The sequence below is a fragment of the Hoyosella rhizosphaerae genome, from assembly GCF_014643175.1.
GTDB classification, from domain to species: Bacteria; Actinomycetota; Actinomycetes; order Mycobacteriales; family Mycobacteriaceae; genus Lolliginicoccus; species Lolliginicoccus rhizosphaerae.
Window position 1 is genome coordinate 1,494,202 of record NZ_BMJH01000001.1, and the last position, 17,717, is coordinate 1,511,918.

13 protein-coding genes are annotated in these 17,717 nt (G+C 58.0%); 7 read left to right on the forward strand and 6 right to left on the reverse strand.

Features of this window, described 5'->3' with window-relative positions:
* Positions 1-86 precede the first annotated feature (86 nt).
* The 6 genes from IEW73_RS06860 (at position 87) to IEW73_RS06885 (ending at position 5,314) form a co-directional block, all read left to right on the forward strand.
* A complete protein-coding gene (locus IEW73_RS06860) occupies positions 87-1,319 on the forward strand; it encodes an ABC transporter substrate-binding protein (protein WP_188671906.1) in 1,233 nt (410 codons plus the stop codon).
* 5 nt (positions 1,320-1,324) lie between these two features.
* A complete protein-coding gene (locus tag IEW73_RS06865) occupies positions 1,325-2,155 on the forward strand; it encodes an ABC transporter permease subunit (RefSeq protein ID WP_229675804.1) in 831 nt (276 codons plus the stop codon).
* Positions 2,152-2,925, forward strand: coding sequence for an ABC transporter permease (locus IEW73_RS06870; protein WP_229675805.1), 774 nt, complete (start codon positions 2,152-2,154; stop codon positions 2,923-2,925). The genes IEW73_RS06865 and IEW73_RS06870 overlap by 4 nt, the downstream gene beginning before the upstream one ends.
* On the forward strand, positions 2,922-3,953 hold the full coding sequence (locus IEW73_RS06875) for an ABC transporter ATP-binding protein (protein WP_188671913.1): 1,032 nt from the start codon (positions 2,922-2,924) through the stop codon (positions 3,951-3,953). Before IEW73_RS06870 ends, IEW73_RS06875 begins: the two co-directional genes overlap by 4 nt.
* Positions 3,954-4,097: 144 nt before the next feature.
* Positions 4,098-4,985, forward strand: coding sequence for a hypothetical protein (locus IEW73_RS06880; RefSeq protein WP_188671916.1), 888 nt, complete (start codon positions 4,098-4,100; stop codon positions 4,983-4,985).
* A 131-nt stretch (positions 4,986-5,116) separates the two neighbouring features.
* Complete coding sequence (locus tag IEW73_RS06885) at positions 5,117-5,314, forward strand: hypothetical protein (RefSeq protein ID WP_188671918.1); 198 nt, start codon at positions 5,117-5,119, stop codon at positions 5,312-5,314.
* A 9-nt stretch (positions 5,315-5,323) separates the two neighbouring features.
* On the opposite strand, the gene IEW73_RS06890 is transcribed toward IEW73_RS06885, so the two are convergent.
* From IEW73_RS06890 to IEW73_RS06910, 5 genes are all read right to left on the reverse strand, one after another.
* Positions 5,324-5,947 (reverse strand): DedA family protein, encoded by a 624-nt coding sequence (locus IEW73_RS06890; protein ID WP_188671920.1) that lies wholly within the window; start codon positions 5,945-5,947, stop codon positions 5,324-5,326.
* A 72-nt stretch (positions 5,948-6,019) separates the two neighbouring features.
* Positions 6,020-11,011 (reverse strand): DNA repair ATPase, encoded by a 4,992-nt coding sequence (locus tag IEW73_RS06895; RefSeq protein WP_188671922.1) that lies wholly within the window; start codon positions 11,009-11,011, stop codon positions 6,020-6,022.
* The gene (locus IEW73_RS06900) at positions 11,008-13,008 is read right to left on the reverse strand and encodes a flotillin family protein (protein WP_188671925.1); all 2,001 of its coding nucleotides are present in this window, start codon (positions 13,006-13,008) and stop codon (positions 11,008-11,010) included. The genes IEW73_RS06895 and IEW73_RS06900 overlap by 4 nt, the downstream gene beginning before the upstream one ends.
* Before the next feature lie 45 nt (positions 13,009-13,053).
* The gene (locus IEW73_RS06905; protein ID WP_188671927.1) at positions 13,054-13,713 is read right to left on the reverse strand and encodes a hypothetical protein; all 660 of its coding nucleotides are present in this window, start codon (positions 13,711-13,713) and stop codon (positions 13,054-13,056) included.
* Between the two features lie 129 nt (positions 13,714-13,842).
* Positions 13,843-14,364, reverse strand: coding sequence for an Rv2732c family membrane protein (locus IEW73_RS06910; RefSeq protein ID WP_188671928.1), 522 nt, complete (start codon positions 14,362-14,364; stop codon positions 13,843-13,845).
* 62 nt (positions 14,365-14,426) lie between these two features.
* Here IEW73_RS06910 and IEW73_RS06915 point away from each other — a divergent pair, with 62 nt between their 5' ends.
* Positions 14,427-16,388: a M13 family metallopeptidase gene (locus tag IEW73_RS06915; protein WP_188671932.1), complete on the forward strand. Its 1,962-nt coding sequence runs from the start codon at positions 14,427-14,429 to the stop codon at positions 16,386-16,388.
* A gap of 31 nt (positions 16,389-16,419) precedes the next feature.
* Here the strand turns inward: IEW73_RS06915 and IEW73_RS06920 are convergent, their stop codons facing one another.
* Positions 16,420-17,583, reverse strand: a complete 1,164-nt coding sequence (locus IEW73_RS06920; RefSeq protein ID WP_188671935.1) for an acyltransferase family protein — start codon at positions 17,581-17,583, stop codon at positions 16,420-16,422.
* Between the last annotated feature and the right edge of the window lie 134 nt (positions 17,584-17,717).

Sequence of the window (17,717 nt, forward strand, 5' to 3'; positions counted from 1 at the left end):
GCTCCGAACTACCCATAGTGTTCCCGCTTTACCGTGTCTCTGGCCACAATAGGGACATTGCGCTCGAATTTACCGAGGGAGTGAGCATGACATCGGCGAGACGAACACAGCGGGCTTTTGCGGCGGTGGCAGCGGGTGCGGTGTTGCTCACCGCCTGTTCCGCACCTGGGTCCGATGCCCCAGTGCCTGTCGAAGCAGACTGGGCCGAAGTGGAAGCAGCAGCGCAAGGCCAGACGGTGTCCCTATGGATGTGGGGCGGCGACGACCAGGGCAATACCTACGTAGACGACGTTCTCGCACCTGCCGTAGCCGAGGCTGGTGTGACGCTGCGCCGAGTACCCATTGCCGATACTGGCGAAGCGATTAACCGCATTCTTGCTGAACGACAAGCCAACATCACCGACGGTGACGTTGATCTGGTGTGGGTCAACGGCGATAACTTCGGCACCGGGAAGCAGGCTGGCGCATGGCTATGCGACTGGACTTCCCAATTGCCCAACATGGAATTCACTGACCCCGAAGATCCGCTCCTGCTGTCAGATTTTGGTACACCGGTGGACGGGTGCGAAGCGCCCTGGCACAAAGCCCAGTTCACGCTTGTGTATGACGCCGACAAGATCCCTGACCCGCCCTCAACGCTCAATGAAGTTCTGGAATGGGCCGAACAAAACCCAGGCCGATTCACCTACCCCGCGCCACCAGACTTCACCGGATCAGTGTTTATCCGTGAAGTTCTGACCCGAGTGGCCGACGATGTGCCCTTGGAATACAGCCAAGACGCGTACGCACAACTAAGCCCGGCACTTTTTCAACGCCTCAATGAATTAGCGCCGTCATTGTGGCGGGAGGGTCGCACCTACCCGCAAACTAGCGAGGAACTGAACCAACTCTTCGCAGACGGCCAGGTCGACATGACCATGACGTATGGCCCAGCGACTCTCACTGATTTGGTTGATCGAGGGACTTTCCCTGCATCAACGCGCGTACTCACGCTCGAGGAAGGGACGGTCGGGAACGCGAGTTTCCTCGCCATCCCGTCAACATCCGGCAACACAGCCGGTGCGCGTGTTGTGGCGAACATTGCGTTGTCGCCTGAGCAGCAACTCGCGAAAGCACAACCGAATGTGTGGGGGCAATTCACCGTCCTCGACATATCGCGTCTAAACGCGGAGGACCGGGAAGCGTTCGAGAACCTCCCCGCTTCACCAATCGTGCCAAGTTACGAAGAACTGTCCCGCAACGCCCGCCCCGAATTGGGCACCGCATGGGTACCAGCGCTTGACGAAGGTTGGCGGCGCAACGTGCTCGCGGGACGATAACCCACGTGAACACAACGACGCGCGGGACGTTGTTGCTTCTCCCTGCGGTGATACCAACATTTGTGGTGATCACCGCAGGGCTCGGCACAGTGACGTTGCAAGCGTTTGGTCTCATGCCGCTCGTCGGTGATCCCGAACTGAGTTGGGCTTCATTCGACAAGCACGGCGCGGACATCGTCCGTGGCACGGCACTATCGCTAGGAATAGCGTCCGCATCAACCGTAATTTCGGCGATCGTTGGTATGGCCGCAGCACTGGCAATCCTCGCGAATAGTCGTGTCGTCGCCGCGCTCGCCGCCCTGACCATCCCCGTGCCGCACCTGATTGGGGCGGCAGCAATGGGGTTACTCCTCGCCGATGCTGGGCTCCTCACACGTCTATTTGGGATCGATTCCGCAGCGTGGCCGCAACTCGTCGGGGGCACCTGGTGGGTGGCTGTCATTGCTGAGTTTGCGTGGAAAGAATCAGCTTTCGTTGCCCTTGTCGTGGCGGGCACACTCGCCACACGCGTGCACCACTACGGCGAAGCAGCCGCAGTTCTTGGGGCTGGGCGCGTACATCGATTTCTGTACGTGACCCTGCCCCTCGCAGTTCCTGCACTTGCCGCGGCTTGTTTGATCACTTTCGTCTATTCGTTCGGTTCTTTCGAGGTAGCACGGCTCCTAGGCCGGCCTTATCCAGAACCGCTCCCAGTCATGGCGGTACGACTGTTCGCGTCGATAGACCTTGCAGCGCGCGCCGACGCCGCCGCCGTCGCATTCGTTTCAGCAACCTTGTGCGTAGCCACACTCGTTGTTGCCTTGCGCTTTCTCCGCAGGTCCACGCTATGGCGATGAAACCATCCAAGCGGTTCGGCCGCGCATTCCTCGTTGTATGGTTCGCACTACCTTTCGTTCCGCTGATCTTGTGGGCAATGGCAAACCAATGGTCGTTCCCGGCCATACTTCCGCAGCAATGGGGACTTAACGGTGCACGCACCGCGATTAACGCCGGCGCCGCTGATGCCTTCGTCGCCTCCACGGTGTTGGGGTTAACTGTGGCAGCGTTGGCGACGCCACTGGGCGTGCTCGCAGGCAGAGCGTTAGCTCTCTATTCGGTTCCGTTCCGCGGTGCGTTCGCCATCGTGCTTCTCACACCGCTCGCATTTCCACCATTCGCCGTCGCAATGGGGCTCGATGTACTGCTGTTGCGCGTCGGAGTACCCGGATTCGCCGGTGTGGTGCTCATCCTCACCGTCATCGCAATCCCGTACACCACCTACATCATGCGGGTCGGGTTCGGTGCCTACGATGTTCGGTACGAAGAAGAAGCGCAGACACTGGGAGCGTCAAAGTTGTTCCTCATGCGCCACGTCCAGTTGCCGCTGCTGGCACCACCGATAGCCACAGCAGCGTTCTCGGCATTTCTCGTCGGCTGGACCGATTACATCGTCACATTGCTGATCGGTGGAGGAAGGCTCGTCACCGTTCCCATTCTCGTTGGCTCGTTCGCGGCTGGAACTGGCAATCAAGCCGTCACCTCGGCGTTGTCCGTGGCGGCAATCGTCCCACCGTTGCTATTGCTCGTTGCGGTACTGAAGTTTCGAGGAAAGGCCGTAACCCGTTGAGCACCACACTCGAACTACGTGACGTAACAAAAACGTATGCCGACACCGTCGTCATCGACGCCATCAACCTCACTGTGAACGCCGGGGAATGCGTCGCAATCCTGGGACCGTCTGGCGTCGGAAAATCCACCATTCTTCGGCTCATTGCTGGGCTGGACGAGCCAACCGCAGGATCAGTACGCCTCGGTGAGACAACGATCGACACTCAACCCGCCGAGGAGCGAGGCGTCGGTCTCATGTTTCAACAACCACTCCTTTTCCCGCACCTCGATGCGATCGATAATGTCGCTTTCTCGGCCCGCGCCGCAGGGAAAAGTAGGCGCCAGGCGCGTGAACACGCCCAAAAATATCTTGACCTCGTCCAACTCGGCGGCTACGCCCACCGCCGATCCACAGAACTATCAGGTGGCCAAGCACAACGTGTAGCACTTGCCCGTGCACTCGCCGCACAACCGCGAGTGCTTCTGCTCGACGAACCATTCAGTGCTCTCGACCCGCAACTTCGAGCTGAGATGCACTCCTTGCTACGCACAATTCGCCGTGAGCTCAACCCCACCGTGCTGCTGGTGACCCACGACCAACACGAAGCATCCGTACTCGCTGACCGCATCGCAATTCTTCTCGACTCCCGCCTCGCGCAGGTAGCAGCACCCCACGAGATCTACAGCCGACCCGCATCCTTGGAAGTCCACCGCATGATGGGCGGACTTAACGTCATACCAGGCGACCACGACGGCACCTACCACCACAGCAGCATGGGACGGCTCGAAGTGCCCACCTGCGAGGAAAACACACCGTCAACTCTTGTTTTTCGCCACGAATCCGTCACCGTCACACCGCCCCCAGGTGATGTCACCGCCCAGATCACCGAAATAACACACATTGGTGCCCGCCAACGCCTCACCCTCCGCGCCAACAACACAACGCTGCACGCCGACACACCACCAACAACCTCCGTGGCAGTCGGCGACACCGTAGGCCTGCACATCCCACTCGACGCACGGCACACCATCCGAACCACGCCTTGATGCGGGAATAACCGCCCCGATAACCGGTACCGAGGGCTCAGGGTCGGGCAGTGCAATAAACTTAACGGCGCCAATGGTGCGCGCCCGACACGACCACACACTAAGACGCCCCTTCTAGCGCAGCATTCGATACACGGGAGATCGATGAAGAGATATCAACACCGCCGAATCATCATCTGGTCGTCAGCATTGGCGCTCTACGTAGCGTGCGTTGTCGGTGTTTTTCTCGACAATCAGATTCTTGTGTGGCTGCTGGTGATCGGCGTATTCATTCCGGTGGTCATTCTGTATGTGCTTCTGGTTCGCCGGGAACATAAGTATGAGAAGCGATGGCTGATGATGCCTATCGGCGCCTCACCATCTGAACGCGGCGGTCTCATTGCCGACTCAGCATCTGTGCTCTCCGGCGTCGAACCGCGTAAGCCACCGCCAAAAAGGATCATCAAGGACACAGTCGAGGCGCTCGCCGCTGTGTTCTTAGCGGTTATTCTCGCGATAGCGACACTTGTCTGGGTTCATTGGCACCCGGAGGACGCGAATGAATTTAGGGCGCTCTGGACGAGATGCGACCGCGATGCCTCCCAGGTCACCACACTGCCAGTGGACCAGAGCGTGACTGCTAGCGGCGCGACAGTAGTCGTGCATAGAGTGACCTATAACGTGCCGCAAACCTCCAGAAGGCCGACGAGTGACAGTCGCGGGTACCGCTGCGAGAAGGCAACACTCATTGAGCTATCAGTTCATGACCCATCGCCGGATCGATTCAACCTCAGCCGGTTCGTTTTCCAGACCGACGATGATCCAGCAACCCTGTCCCCACGGTACAAAACTGACGAGTACGACCACTACATCGAAACCGAAGACTTACCGCTCCTCCAGTACACCCTCAGCGGCGGAACGAACCAGGAGCGCAGATGGCTCGTTTTCGCAGTAGCCGAGGACAACTCAAACGTGGGAAGCGTGCTCGTCTTCAACGAATACGAGGAAGATTTGGAGAAAGCATCCATCGCGCTTCCAGATCCACCTGAATAGCATCACGACCGCACAGAAAGTGGGTTGGGGCGGTGCGCCGCTGACGCTGCCATCCCCGCAAAAAGTTCCGGAATACGTTAGGCGCCCCACCGGGTTCCCCAACCGACCGCTCCCACATCCACTGGTGGGTGATGCTCAGCCCCGAAACCTGGTGGCGCTACCTAAAATCCGCGTTCAAGGCTAGGCAAGGAAAAATCACCGGGCACCCACTCCAAGCTCCAGGGCTTGCGATCCTCGGACGGGACGGCACCATCAACTACCTCCACCGCGGCCACACCCTCGGGCACTATCCACCCATCAAGGATGTTCTCGCCACCGTCACCAGTTAGCCCGATAAATCAATGGTGGCGGGTTACATACCGAACTCCACCCGCCACCAACACCGCCAACACAGCAACACCCGTCACCACAAAAATCGCCACACCAGGGTTGTTGCGCGCCACCCCACCCGCAACCGCACCAACCGTCACGTAACTACCCACCCAACCCGTACTGCCCGCGCCCCACCACACAAATAACTTACGAAACCGCACACCCATCGCACCCGCAGTAAACGGCGTAATGGCAAACAACACCGGCACAAACACCGCCAACATCATCGTCGGGCCACCAGCACTGCCTCGCAGATACCGCTCAGCCCTGGCCCACCGTGCTTCCCCGACCCAACGGCCCACCGCCGTCCCCTTGATGCGCCACCCCACCGTGTGCCCCAACCAGAACGACAACGAGGCGCCAACTAAACACCCCACAACCCCAGCAACCACCACGATCGCCCACTCGCCGAGGCCGGAAACTGTCGTCCCAGCAAGGAGGACTGACACATCTCCGGGCAAAAGCAACCCAATCAAAAATGTGGTTTGGACTATCAGCAAAGCGAATAACACAGCCCCAACAACCATTGGGTTTTGGCCAGCGAGCACATCAAACATGTCCGCTATACGCTGGCCACCGAAACCCGTCATATCCCCAATGCTTACACGGATCTTCGCCACATGCGCGCGGGAATCTAGACCTCGGGCGGAGTAGAAAACTTCCTATTCCGCAGAGTTTGCTCGCAATGCCGCTTCGATTCCGCCTACGCGATCGGCAAGCAAACCAACGGCCCCGACCGCGCGCGCCATCGGGTCGTCTTCGGCACCACCCAACGCTTGAGCACGCAGATAGCCCGCCTTCACGTCCGCCCACCGCTGCTGTTGTTGGTCCGTCAGCCGACCTCGCAGTTCGCCCAGCTTGAGCAGGTTTGCTTCGGCTCCGGCGGTGAGTGTTTGGGCTTCGCCCAAATAGTGGTCGTCGATGATCGCTTCGAGCTCTTCTTGATTCAGCACTGGCGAAATGCGTTCGGCTAGCTTCGCCATGTTGCGGTAGGAACCTTGCAGCTGGAATGGCGGTTCGGTGCGGTTGGCTTCCGCTGTCGCAGCCGAGGCAATGTATGTCTGGTTGACGGCCAGCAACGTCTTTTGGACGTGGATCATTTTTTGGAGCACGGCCAGGATTTCGTCGAGTTCAGTTGCGGAGTACGGGTGAGCCAGCTGGTCTGGCTGCACGGTGGTGTCGCCCTGCGCAAGCCTGATGAGCAACCCTAGGTCGCCACGTTCACGGGTAGAAAGTGGAGTGAGTACGGGGTTTGATGTGAGGGCGTTTTCTAGGTAGCTAAGGGCGAAGAGTTCTTCTTTGCCAGAGAGGACGTCGCCGAGGTTCCAGACGTCGGCGCGGTTCGCGAGCATGTCGGGGATGCGGAAGCGTTTACCCTGCTCGGTGTAGGGGTTACCTGCCATGCATACCGCGAATCGCTTGCCCCGCATGTCATAGGTGCGGGTTCGACCGTTCCATACACCTTCCATTCGCCGCTGAGCGTCACAGAGGGAGATGAACTTTTGCAGCAGTTCTGGGTTGGTGTGTTGAATGTCGTCGAGGTAGAGCAATACGTTGTTGCCCATTTCGAGGGCAAAGTTGATTTTTTCGACCTCTTGGCGGGCAGTCGCGTTGGGTGCGTCGGCGGGGTCCACTGAGGTGACATAGTGCCCCAAGGCAGGGCCGTTGACCTTCACGAACACGACCCCGAGCCGATTCGCGACGTACTCCATCAGGGTTGTCTTGCCATATCCGGGCGGTGAAATGAGGAGAAGAAGCCCCGATTGATCGGTGCGGCGGCTGTCGCCTGTGGTGCCGAGCTGTTTGGCGAGGTTGTCACCGATAAGCGGCAAGTACGCTTCGTCGAGGAGCCTGTTTCGAACGAAGCCACTCATGACGGTGGGTTTGTATTCGTCGAGACGCAGTCTGCGACGTTCAGCGGCAACGAGCTCATTGCGTCGCTGCTGGAAGTGCCGGAACCCTGGGACGCGATGTGCACGGAAGCTTCGAGTGCGGGCGAGAAGTTCATCGAGCCTGAAGGTGAGTTTCCGGCTAGCTATACGCGGGTGTGCGCCGAGCATCGGTTCGGCGGTGCCGTCGAGTGAGGCCGCGGATTCGTATCTCTCAGTGCTGGTGCCGCATACTTCGATCGCGATGGCTTCAGCGAGGTCATGTGCGTGTTCCGTGTCGCCTTCGGAGGCAAGGTAGGCGGACAGCCATGCACGGACGAGTTGGAATCGCGCTGTGGTGTCGTCACCGAGTGCGCGCAGGTCTGCGTCGTAGTCGTGGCGTGACTTCGCTGCGGATCCGCCTAATGCCCGGTGGAACCTGTCGACGAGTGTGCGAGCGCCGACGCTGGTGACGAATCGTGCGGTGCCGCTGGCTAATTCTTCGAGGAGGTACTCGCCGATGAGTTCGGTGTCCAACGCGCTGTAGGGCAATTCTGAGTCGGCGATGAACTGTTGAGCTGCGGTCGCAAGTTCTGCTGCGAGGGCGTCGATTTCTTCGGTTCGTCCAAACATGGCGCGAGCACGTGAGAGTGACGCCGCCCGCCTGGTCCACCGCGTTTGTGCATCGCTTTGGGCGCCGTATGTCCAGAATATTTGGGCGGCTGCTCGCGCTTCCGGCGGGTAACGCAGTAGCCCAGCCCCCGCGTAGAGACGCATGATTTCGGCGAGGATGCGGGTGGTGTCGTGATCGTGGACGCCTCGCTCGTATCCTTCGTCATATCGAGTTTCTGCGGCTCGCCGAACGACGTTGGATAGTTCATTGTCATCCACTGCAGTTTCGATGAGGGTGTCGACTGTGCCCGCCGACACTGCCTCGGCAAGCAGCAGTGATGCCAAGTATTCGCCGCGGTATACCTGCGGCGTTTCGGAGACCAGCAGCTGGTCCCAGTACGGCTTGGTGGCGGCGAACTCTGGGTCACCGACATCGGAGCGGTAGTCGGTTCCGGTGACGGCAAAGGACATCGCGGTAGAACCATCGACGGTGTGTGGCACGAGCGTGAGGTCGATGGCTTGGGTGTTGACAGCGAACTGGTGTCGCCCAAGCTTGATGGTGTCCCCACCTGCGCCGTAAAGGTCCTGCCGATCGCGAAGTGCGCGGCCCGCTTCCTGCCGCGCAGCCTTAATGCGGCCGTCGATTTCCTCTGCTCGGACAGTGTCGCCGATTCCTCGGAGCTCTCCCGCGAGGCTTCGAAGTTTGGCGACCATAGGGTCTGATGCGAAGTAGGTATTGACCTCGTCGACGGTGTCCATTCCCGACACTCGACGGGTGACGGACCCGAGGATTCGTTGGGCCGAGTCGACGAGGCGATCTGCGCGGCGTGATCGATCGTCAAGCAGGGCCTGTTTGCGGGAGGAGAAAGCCTCGTAGACGTCTTCGCGTTTGGTGCTGAGTTCGTCGAGAAAGTCGTCGAACTCACTGAAGCGCGATTCGAGGTTCTCCAGCTGGAGAAGGAGTCGTCCCAGCTGCTCGTCACAGGCGTCCGGGGTGTCCGCGACGGCAAGCGCCCCGGTGATTGCTTGTCCGAGTAGGCCAAACTCCGCGGCGAATTCCGCGCGCCCTTCCCTGGTGAGGAGTTCTTTCCTGCGAGACTCAACGGTGGCGCGGGCACGGTTTACACCGGCAATGACTTCGCTGATGCGCTCAAGAATGTTTGTTCGTACAACGGCATCGCCGATATCGAGTGACGACACAATCTGCGTGACGACACTGAGCCCGTCGGACTGCGCGGCAAGGCGTTCGGTGACTGGTTTCGCTTCCGCGACCGACGAGATTGTGTCCGCTTCGTCTATTAGTTCGTCGATGTCTCGGTGAAAGCTGTCGAACGCGTCCTCGCTGCTAAAGAACTCAACCGCGCGGCGTCCGGAATCGTCCAACGCTTCTTGTAGCTGCTCATCGAGGGTGTCCAATTTGGTGGTATTGACGAATCGGAGATCTCGCAGCGTTACGACGTGGCCTTGCTGCTTCCGAAGGTCAGCGAGGAGCGTCACCCACCCGTCGGCGGTGCGGGGCGCGCTCCCCCGGCTCATCCTGATGAGTGAGGCAATTTCCTGTTCCGACTTCTCCACTTGCTGCGCCGCTTGCGCAGTGAGAGCGGATACTTTTTCGAATTCGTCGATGACTCGCTCAGCTGTTGCCCGCAACGCCGAGAGTGGTTCGCCAAGGTTCCCAAGTTCGGGTTCAGACACCCAATGGTGATTGTCCGCAGTGCGGGCACACGCGGAAATCATGGCCTCAAAAACTGCCGTAGCAGGAGCCATTTCGTCCACCATGCGGGTGAGTGAAAGACAGTCCGAAATTCCGCGAACAAGTTCAGCGTTGCCGATGCGTTCAAGCGGTCCGGTGCCAACTGGTTGAGCTGCTGCGTACTCGTCGGACTGGAACGGGGTGTTCCACACCTGCATGGGGTGCACCCTGGTGGGTTCATCCGACACTGCTCGGAAAATCACCAATGTGCCGTCGTTAAAGAGTGAGTAGCCGTGGCATGGCAGCGGCGTCGCTACCTCTTTGCGAATGACGTTGTACGGCAATAGAAGGGTTCGACCTTCCTTGCGTGCGTGGAAGACATAAACAACATCTTCCCCGTTGCTCGACCTGATGACGCGTTCGTATTCGAGATCGGCTGTTTCGGTGTCAAAAGTACGAGCAACACCGGTATCGAGGTAGTACCCGCCCGGGAAGATGATTCCGTGATCTTCGGGGAGCCGACGACATGCCTGCCCAATGCCATCGAGGCGTGCAATGTCATCTGTTCGCGTATTGAAAACCAGGTAGCGCCATGTTTTTTCGTTGTATGGCTTAATCTTCAGCAGTATCAGCGGGCCGACGGTGGCATAGTGCACATCGGCATCAGCGAGACTCTGCAAGGGCTCATCGACTGGCTCGCGATATATCCCCTCACCAGATTCGGTGTTGTCTTCAATTTTGATGGTGAGATACCCACCAAGAGTTTCGACGAAGACTTTGTCCTTGATCGAGATGTGTGGGTGTCGACCGAGTACGTGGTTATCACGTGTGGTTTCGATCCATTCAAAATCATGCTGGGCTGGGAACTGGTGATCCCGTTCACCGCGATTGTCGTGGTACTTCAAAGTGCCATCGCTGGCAATGTTCCAGCGCAGAACCCTGATGTCTTCGGTACGCGCCCCGGTCTGGAAAACAGCGAGAAGCTTTCCCTCCACTCGCCGCAATTGCATCAGCCGCGTTTCCCGGTAGTACCGGTAAAGCTCAGAGAAGTGTCGAATAAACGAAGGATCGTCTAGCAGCCCCGGCGCTTCGTTAGTCGCATCGCTGAAGCTAAAGGTGTCGCCGTCGCGTTCAAAACGGTGAAGCGAGAAAACGTCGCTGATGGTGGTTTCAGGTTTGAGGCCAATAAAAACGTTGTAGCCAAAAAGCATCACCCCACCGTCGGCAGCACCTTTTGCTGGTAAAGCGACGATGTCACGGGGGATGCAGTTGTTTTCGGTGCGGATACGTTCGGCACCGACAAGTGAGAAGTCACTGCCACCGAAGACCTCGATCCGGCGCGTGTTGAGCGCCTGAGCGCGGCGTGACAACTCTGCTGCGTGCTCTGCCAGCCGCCCCCGGAGGACCTCGTACGTGCCACCATCGAGATTCGCGCTGCTCTCGTTGCTGCTGTCCTCGGAGTTGCTGTGTGCCGAAGTCATGGCTTCTTAGTCGATAGCGGTGTGTCTGCCACCCCAAGCTTCCGGGCGCCCGCGAGTAGTTCTTCGAACTTTGCTTTTTCCGGCCCGCCCGACTTAATAAGCTTGGCGAGTAGCGCCGATACAGTGAGGTTCTTGATGTCCTCGGTACCGGCTGCCGAGATTGCTTGCGCCATGTCTTCCGAGAAGCTTTGTGACCCGTCGAGCCAGTCGTGGCCCAGTCGTTGCGCCACTTCAGAGTTGTTGACGAAACCGTCGACGCTCTTGCCCATAGCGATCGAGCCCATCAGACGGTCGAAGAAGACGCTTTCACCACCAACAATGCTGATGTTCGCTTCTTTCAGCCCTGCGACCAGCACTGCAGCCTGGTGCTCTGCAACTTGGCGCTGAACATCGATGCTCGCGAGTTGGATGTCCTTCTCCATCTCCAGCCGAAGACGGTATTCCTCGTGCTCACGGGTGGCAGCATCAAGCTTGGCCATAGCATCGGCCTTCTCCGTAAGACCTTCAGCTTCGGCTTTGAGCTTTTCGCGGACTGCATCCGCTGAGGCGAGGGCTTTCTCCCGGTCGACCTGCGCTTCCGCACGGCCCACTTTCTCAATGGCCTCGGCGTTTCGTTCGCGAACCTGGACATCAGCAAGGCCAGAAGCCGCGGTTTCAGCTTGCGTGCCTTCAGCGAGGCGGATCTTTGCGCGGGCTTCAAGTTCAGCGGATTGCTGCGCTGCCTCTGCGAGGGTGAGACGTTCCTTCGCTTTGTGCTTCGCCGCAACTTCTGCGGCTTCAGCCGACTTGATGTCCTTGACTAGATTTTGCTGCGCTTCAGCTTCAGCCCGAATGATGATGGCCTGGCGGTCACGTTCAGCCGCTTCCACCGCACGCAGTCGATTGATACTTTCTTCCTGCTCAGCAACAGTTTTGTCCACTGCAATGCGTTCGCGCATTGCTTCGGAAACCCCACGACGTTCTGTCTCGACCTCTCGGTCTTTCGCGATCCGTTGCAGTTCCGTCTCACGTTCACGGTTAATTACCTCAAGCAGACGATCCTTCTCAATCCGCTCGGACTCAACGGCAATAACACGTTCGCGGTTCTTCTCCGCAACCGCGATTTCGCGGAACTGGTTCTCGGCTTGAACGCCAACCTGCTCGTCGGTGCGGATACGTGCCGTTTCGGACTTGAGGCGCTCTTCGGCTTGAACTCGCTTCGTCTCAGCTTCTTCGCGCGAAATAACGGTGTTGATTTCACGTTGCTGCTTCGCTTCAGCATCAGCTTGCTGACGCTCTAGTTCGAGGATCGCCTCGCGGGCTTCTACGTCCTGGCGCTTGATTTCTTTTTCTTCGTTGCGCCGAAAATCGTTCGTGCGAACATTTTCGATGGCCGTAAGCTCAGTGATCTTTCGGATGCCCTGCGCGTCAAGAATATTCTTGGCATCGAGCTGCGACATCGGGGTCTGCTCGAGGTAATCGATGGCAGCGTCTTCGAGGCTGTAACCGTTGAGGTCAGTGCCGATAACCCGGATGATTTGGTCACGGAACTCGTCACGTTTGGTGTAGAGATCTTCAAAATCGAGATGCTTACCAACAGTTTTCAGAGCTTCGGAGAACTTTGCGTTGAACAGGGTCTGCATCGTATTTTGATCACTCGCACGTTCGGTGCCGATCGCTTGCGCAACCTTAATGACGTCCTCAGCGGTCTTGTTCACCCGCACGAAGAAGGTAATACGAATATCCGCACGGATATTGTCGCGACAGATCAGCCCGTCATGCCCAACACGATCAATCTCCATCGTTTTGACGGAGATGTCCATCGTTTCGGCCTTGTGGAGGATAGGCAGCACAACAGCACCGGTGAAGGTGACATCGACTGTGCGCAGCTTCGAAATGATGAGCGCGCTGCCCTGGGGCACCTTTCGGTACATCCGCGTCACCATGAACACCACGGCAAGAACGATGAGTAGGATCGCGGCAAAAACCACGCCCACACTGGTGGCTATCACGTCCACAACGGCCCCTTCGTTAAATTTGTCCCGCAAAAAGTTGGCACTTGTTTAAGTAAAGCGCCCCAACGCTGGGTCTCCCATAGCCGGATCCACTGGGCAGACCCAAAAGAACTCCCTGTCAAGATCGTAGTCGTACACCAGCGCTGACGCACCGGACCGCAAAAGTCCATGTACTGCATGCTCACGCGACTGCCGGACCTGAATGAGCGCGGATGAACCGTCAGGTGAGGTGATCTCCGCTTGCCCAAAATCTGGTGTGACCGTACTGGTGCGAATTATGCAGATTCGACCAACAAAGTCAGCTCTCGACGGTGGTGGGGTGTGGTGGAAAACGTGCCGCAGCGGTGCGGCGAGCATCCTGGTGATCAACACTCCGGCACCAATGGCAGCGATCAGCACGACGAACAATAACGCCGCTAGGCCCCCGCCCGATATGCCGACCGAATCCAGAAAAACGTTTCCAACGATGCTGGTCAGCCACGCAAACACGACGAACAACGACAGCGCGACCGTCACCGGAACACCTTCGAGGCCTATGGCCTTCAACGCTCCCCCGCCGTCACCCCCGTCATCCACGGGGTCGCCGTCAAGGAGGTCGAGTGCGGCCCCGCCGACGAGGACGAGGACCCAATAAACGACGACGACAATCAGGGCAAAAGTAAAAATCACTGCCGGGAAACGCAACGTAGCGTCAAGAAAGTCACCCATGCCGCGTGCCCACCCCCTGATTCCCAACACCAAATTGAGCCGTCGCCGTATAGCTGCTCAGCAAAACTGTTCCACAACTACTGTGGTCCCACAACACGTACGCGGAAGTCCGTACTGCCTCGAACTGGACTAGTCGTCCCCGTAGTCGCGGACCGGCTTCATAATGTTTGTCGTATTGGTGACAACGCGAATCCACAAGTAGGCGAGCGCAAGCGTGGCGCCAAATGCTATGTACAGCGCAACAGAAGGCGTGCGCGCTTGAGGATGGGCGGTGAGTTCAGCCCACAACGCGAACATTCCAAACAGCACCCCAAGGCCTTGGGAAAACATCGTCGCCCAGGCTGCGGCCCACCGGTGCGTCACCAACGCAATCAGCGACCCACCGATCCCACCGACCACTGCGAGGACAATAAAGATTCGGAGGAAGAAGCTACCCGGAGCGTCAGTGGTCACCTCGGCGGTGAGGATGGTCCACGCTCGCGCCGATTCAGCGAGCGGAAAGAGCATTGCTACGGCAAGTATCACGACGAGAATCGCGATGGTGACGGCTCTTCCTCCTGTGTTGAACTCACGCTGTACGCGGTGTTCGATCTCGTCGAAATCGTGTCGGTACGCATCGAACTCATCCGGCATCCCTTGATCGTCCTCCATCAGAACGACACCGGCAACGGGACCCCACACAAATGTCGGCGAGTGCGGGTATAGATGTAGAAGTGACTAGTGCTGTGAAATCTGGCATCGACTTAGCCCATCGTGATGACTCTGTCCGGCCCCAGGATGATTTGTTCGAATACCTGAACGGCCGGTGGCTTGCGGAGCACACTATCCCGGCGGACCGATCGCTCGACGGCGCATTTCGAACACTGTTTGATGCTGCCGAAGAGAATGTCCGCGCCATCGTGGAAGAGGCCGCTGCCAGCAACGCAGCCCCTGGTACTGATGCCCAACGCATCGGTGACCTATACGCAAGCTTCATGGATACCGAGCTGATCGAATCAACCGGACTCGCACCGTTGCATGAAGAATTGTCTCTCATATCCGCAGCTCAGAGCGTCGACGAATTAGCTGGCATCATGGGCCGACTCCAGCGAGACGGCACCGGGGGTGCGATCGCTTACTACGTGTATACCGATGCAAAACAAAGCGACCGATACCTCGTGTACCTGTCACAGTCCGGAATTGGGCTTCCAGACGAGTCGTACTACCGCGATGAAAAGTTCGCCGATCTGCGCGCGAAATACCGGGAACACATTGCCCGCATGTGTGAACTCACAGAAGCCGATGCGGACTCCGATGCTGTGTTCGCGCTCGAAGAAAAACTTGCATCGGGGCACTGGGATGTGGTGAAACGCCGTGACGCCGAACTGAGCTACAACCTCTTGACCTGGGACGACCTGATTGATCTTGCTCCATCGTTTCCGTGGGCCGACTGGATTACCGGTGTGGGTGGAACAGCGGAGCAGTTTGCTGAGGTTGTTGTCCGACAACCCGACTTTCTACGCACAATCAGCGCCCTATGGACGTCAGAATCGTTGGACACCTGGAAGTCATGGCTGATGTGGCGCGTGATCAACACGCGTGCCCCTTATCTTCCCGAAGCGGTTGTTCAGGCGAATTTTGATTTTCACGGCACAACGATGAGTGGGGCGGAAGAAATCCGCTTGCGCTGGAAGCGTGCCGTGTCGCTTGTCGAACATTTGCTCGGCGAAGCCGTCGGTAAGCACTACGTTGAACGGCACTTTCCGCCCGGGTCAAAAGAAAAAATGGATGTGCTAGTCAGCAACATCATCGAGGCTTATCGCCAGTCCATTTCCACGCTCGAGTGGATGAGTCCGCAGACCCGTGAGGCTGCGCTGGAAAAACTTGGCAAGTTCACCCCAAAGGTGGGGTACCCGGAGGAATGGAAAGACTACTCGGACGTCCACGTTGATCGCGCCGACCTGTATGGGAATGTCCGTCGGGGTTCAGCTGCCGACAACGACCGTGAGTTCGCCAAATTGGGTGGCCCAGTTGATCGGGGCGAGTGGTTCATGACGCCCCAAACGGTTAATGCCTACTACAACCCCGGTATGAACGAAATAGTCTTCCCGGCTGCGATTCTGCAACCGCCGTTTTTCGACGCCGATGCTGATGACGCAGCAAACTACGGCGGCATTGGTGCAGTTATCGGCCACGAAATTGGACACGGTTTTGACGATCAAGGTTCCAGATACGACGGAGAAGGAAACCTCGTGAACTGGTGGACCGATCAAGATCGTGAAGAGTTTGGTGCGCGCACGGCGGTGTTGATTGCCCAGTTCAGTGAGTTCGAACCGAAAGAACTGCCCGGCAAAAAGGTGAATGGTGAGTTCACTATCGGTGAAAACATCGGAGATCTTGGCGGGCTGGGGATCGCGCTGCGCGCATACGAGCTGTCACTCAATGGTGAGGAACCGCCGGTGATTGACGGCCTCACCGGGTTGCAACGAGTGTTTCTAGGATGGGCTCAGGTATGGCGAACCAAGGTTCGCACCGAGGAAGCGGAGCGGCGCTTAGCAACAGACCCTCACTCGCCACCGGAGTTTCGGTGCAACGGAATTGTCCGGAACCTTGACGAGTTTTATGAGGCATTCGACGTAAGCGAAGGTGATGGCTTATACCTACCACCGGAGCAACGCGTGAAAATCTGGTCTTAGTGCAGTGTGCGCCCAGTTTCTGGGCGCACTACTAGGACTTAGTCGCCGTGGACTTTGCCGCCGTGGACGTAGTCGCCGTGGACGTAGACGCCGTGCCACGGAGTTTGGGCGGAAGCTCAAACAACCACGTCAACCGGGCAGCCATCAGCGCCTTATGCACATACAACGCCAACATCACCGTAGCGACGGTGAGGACTACCGGCGCGATGAACTGAACAACAACAAGACCGCCGACAATCGGGGTTTTCATCAACCCAAACACCAAAACGGCGATCAGAATGTCGAGCATCAAGTACACAGGTAGCGTGTTGCGCCCGACCTTGTTCAACATCTCGCCCAACCAGGTGCGGACCAGCGCGGAAGCCACAAGCACACCAGCAAGAAGGCCGAACGTGGTGAGGACAATTTTCATCCCAGGAACGTCGATGCTCGTACCGCGCAGAACAGCAAAAACTGCTGCGTATGCGGCAATTGCGGCCAAGACCCACGGCACTGAGTTCCGGTTGCTTACCTTGATGATCACGCTTCGGGCATGCAACCCAAGCAGGAAGTACACAAAGTACTCAGCGAGGTTGTTCCACGACCAATGCACGATTGTGTAGTACTGGGAAAACACGCTGAGTGCGATGGCTGCGGAAAACTGAACCCACAACGGCAATTTGCTCATCAACTTTGCGGCCACGGCAAAAACAGCGAGCCCGTATATAAACCACAGAGCACTGTTGGGCATATAAATTCCGCCGACAATGTTCTGCCAGGACGCATATCCCCCGTGGCTGACTTCTTGCGGCAAAACATTATGAACCGCAAAAAACACCACGAGCCACAGCATGTATAGGTAAAACAGGTGAGCTACGCGGCTTCGCAACATCGTCGGCCATGCCATCGCGATCATGCCCTGCGCAAACAGTCCCGACGCCACAAAAAACAGTGGCATCCGCACTGGCTGCAGGTATCCATTGATGGTGCGCCACACTTCGGGTGTCATATCGCGGCGCACGAGCATGTCGACAACATGCAGAAGCACCACTAGGACAATGGTTAGCCCTTTTGCGATATCCACCCATTCAACGCGTGTCTTTCGCGGCGTTGATGTGATTTGAGCGGACGGCGTGACATCGGTGCGATCATCGCCTGGCGTGCGGGCGGCTGACGAACTCGTGAGTGCCGACCCTTCCCATGACGATGCTTGCATCTGGACAACTCCCTGGTGTTTGAACGAAAGCGACTGAACAAACGCCACGAATTTGCTGTGAATTCCGTTAACGCAGCGTTGCGCTCCTCCTCCGTAGGGTAAGGGGTTCGCGGCGAAAACGGAATAGGCGTGCA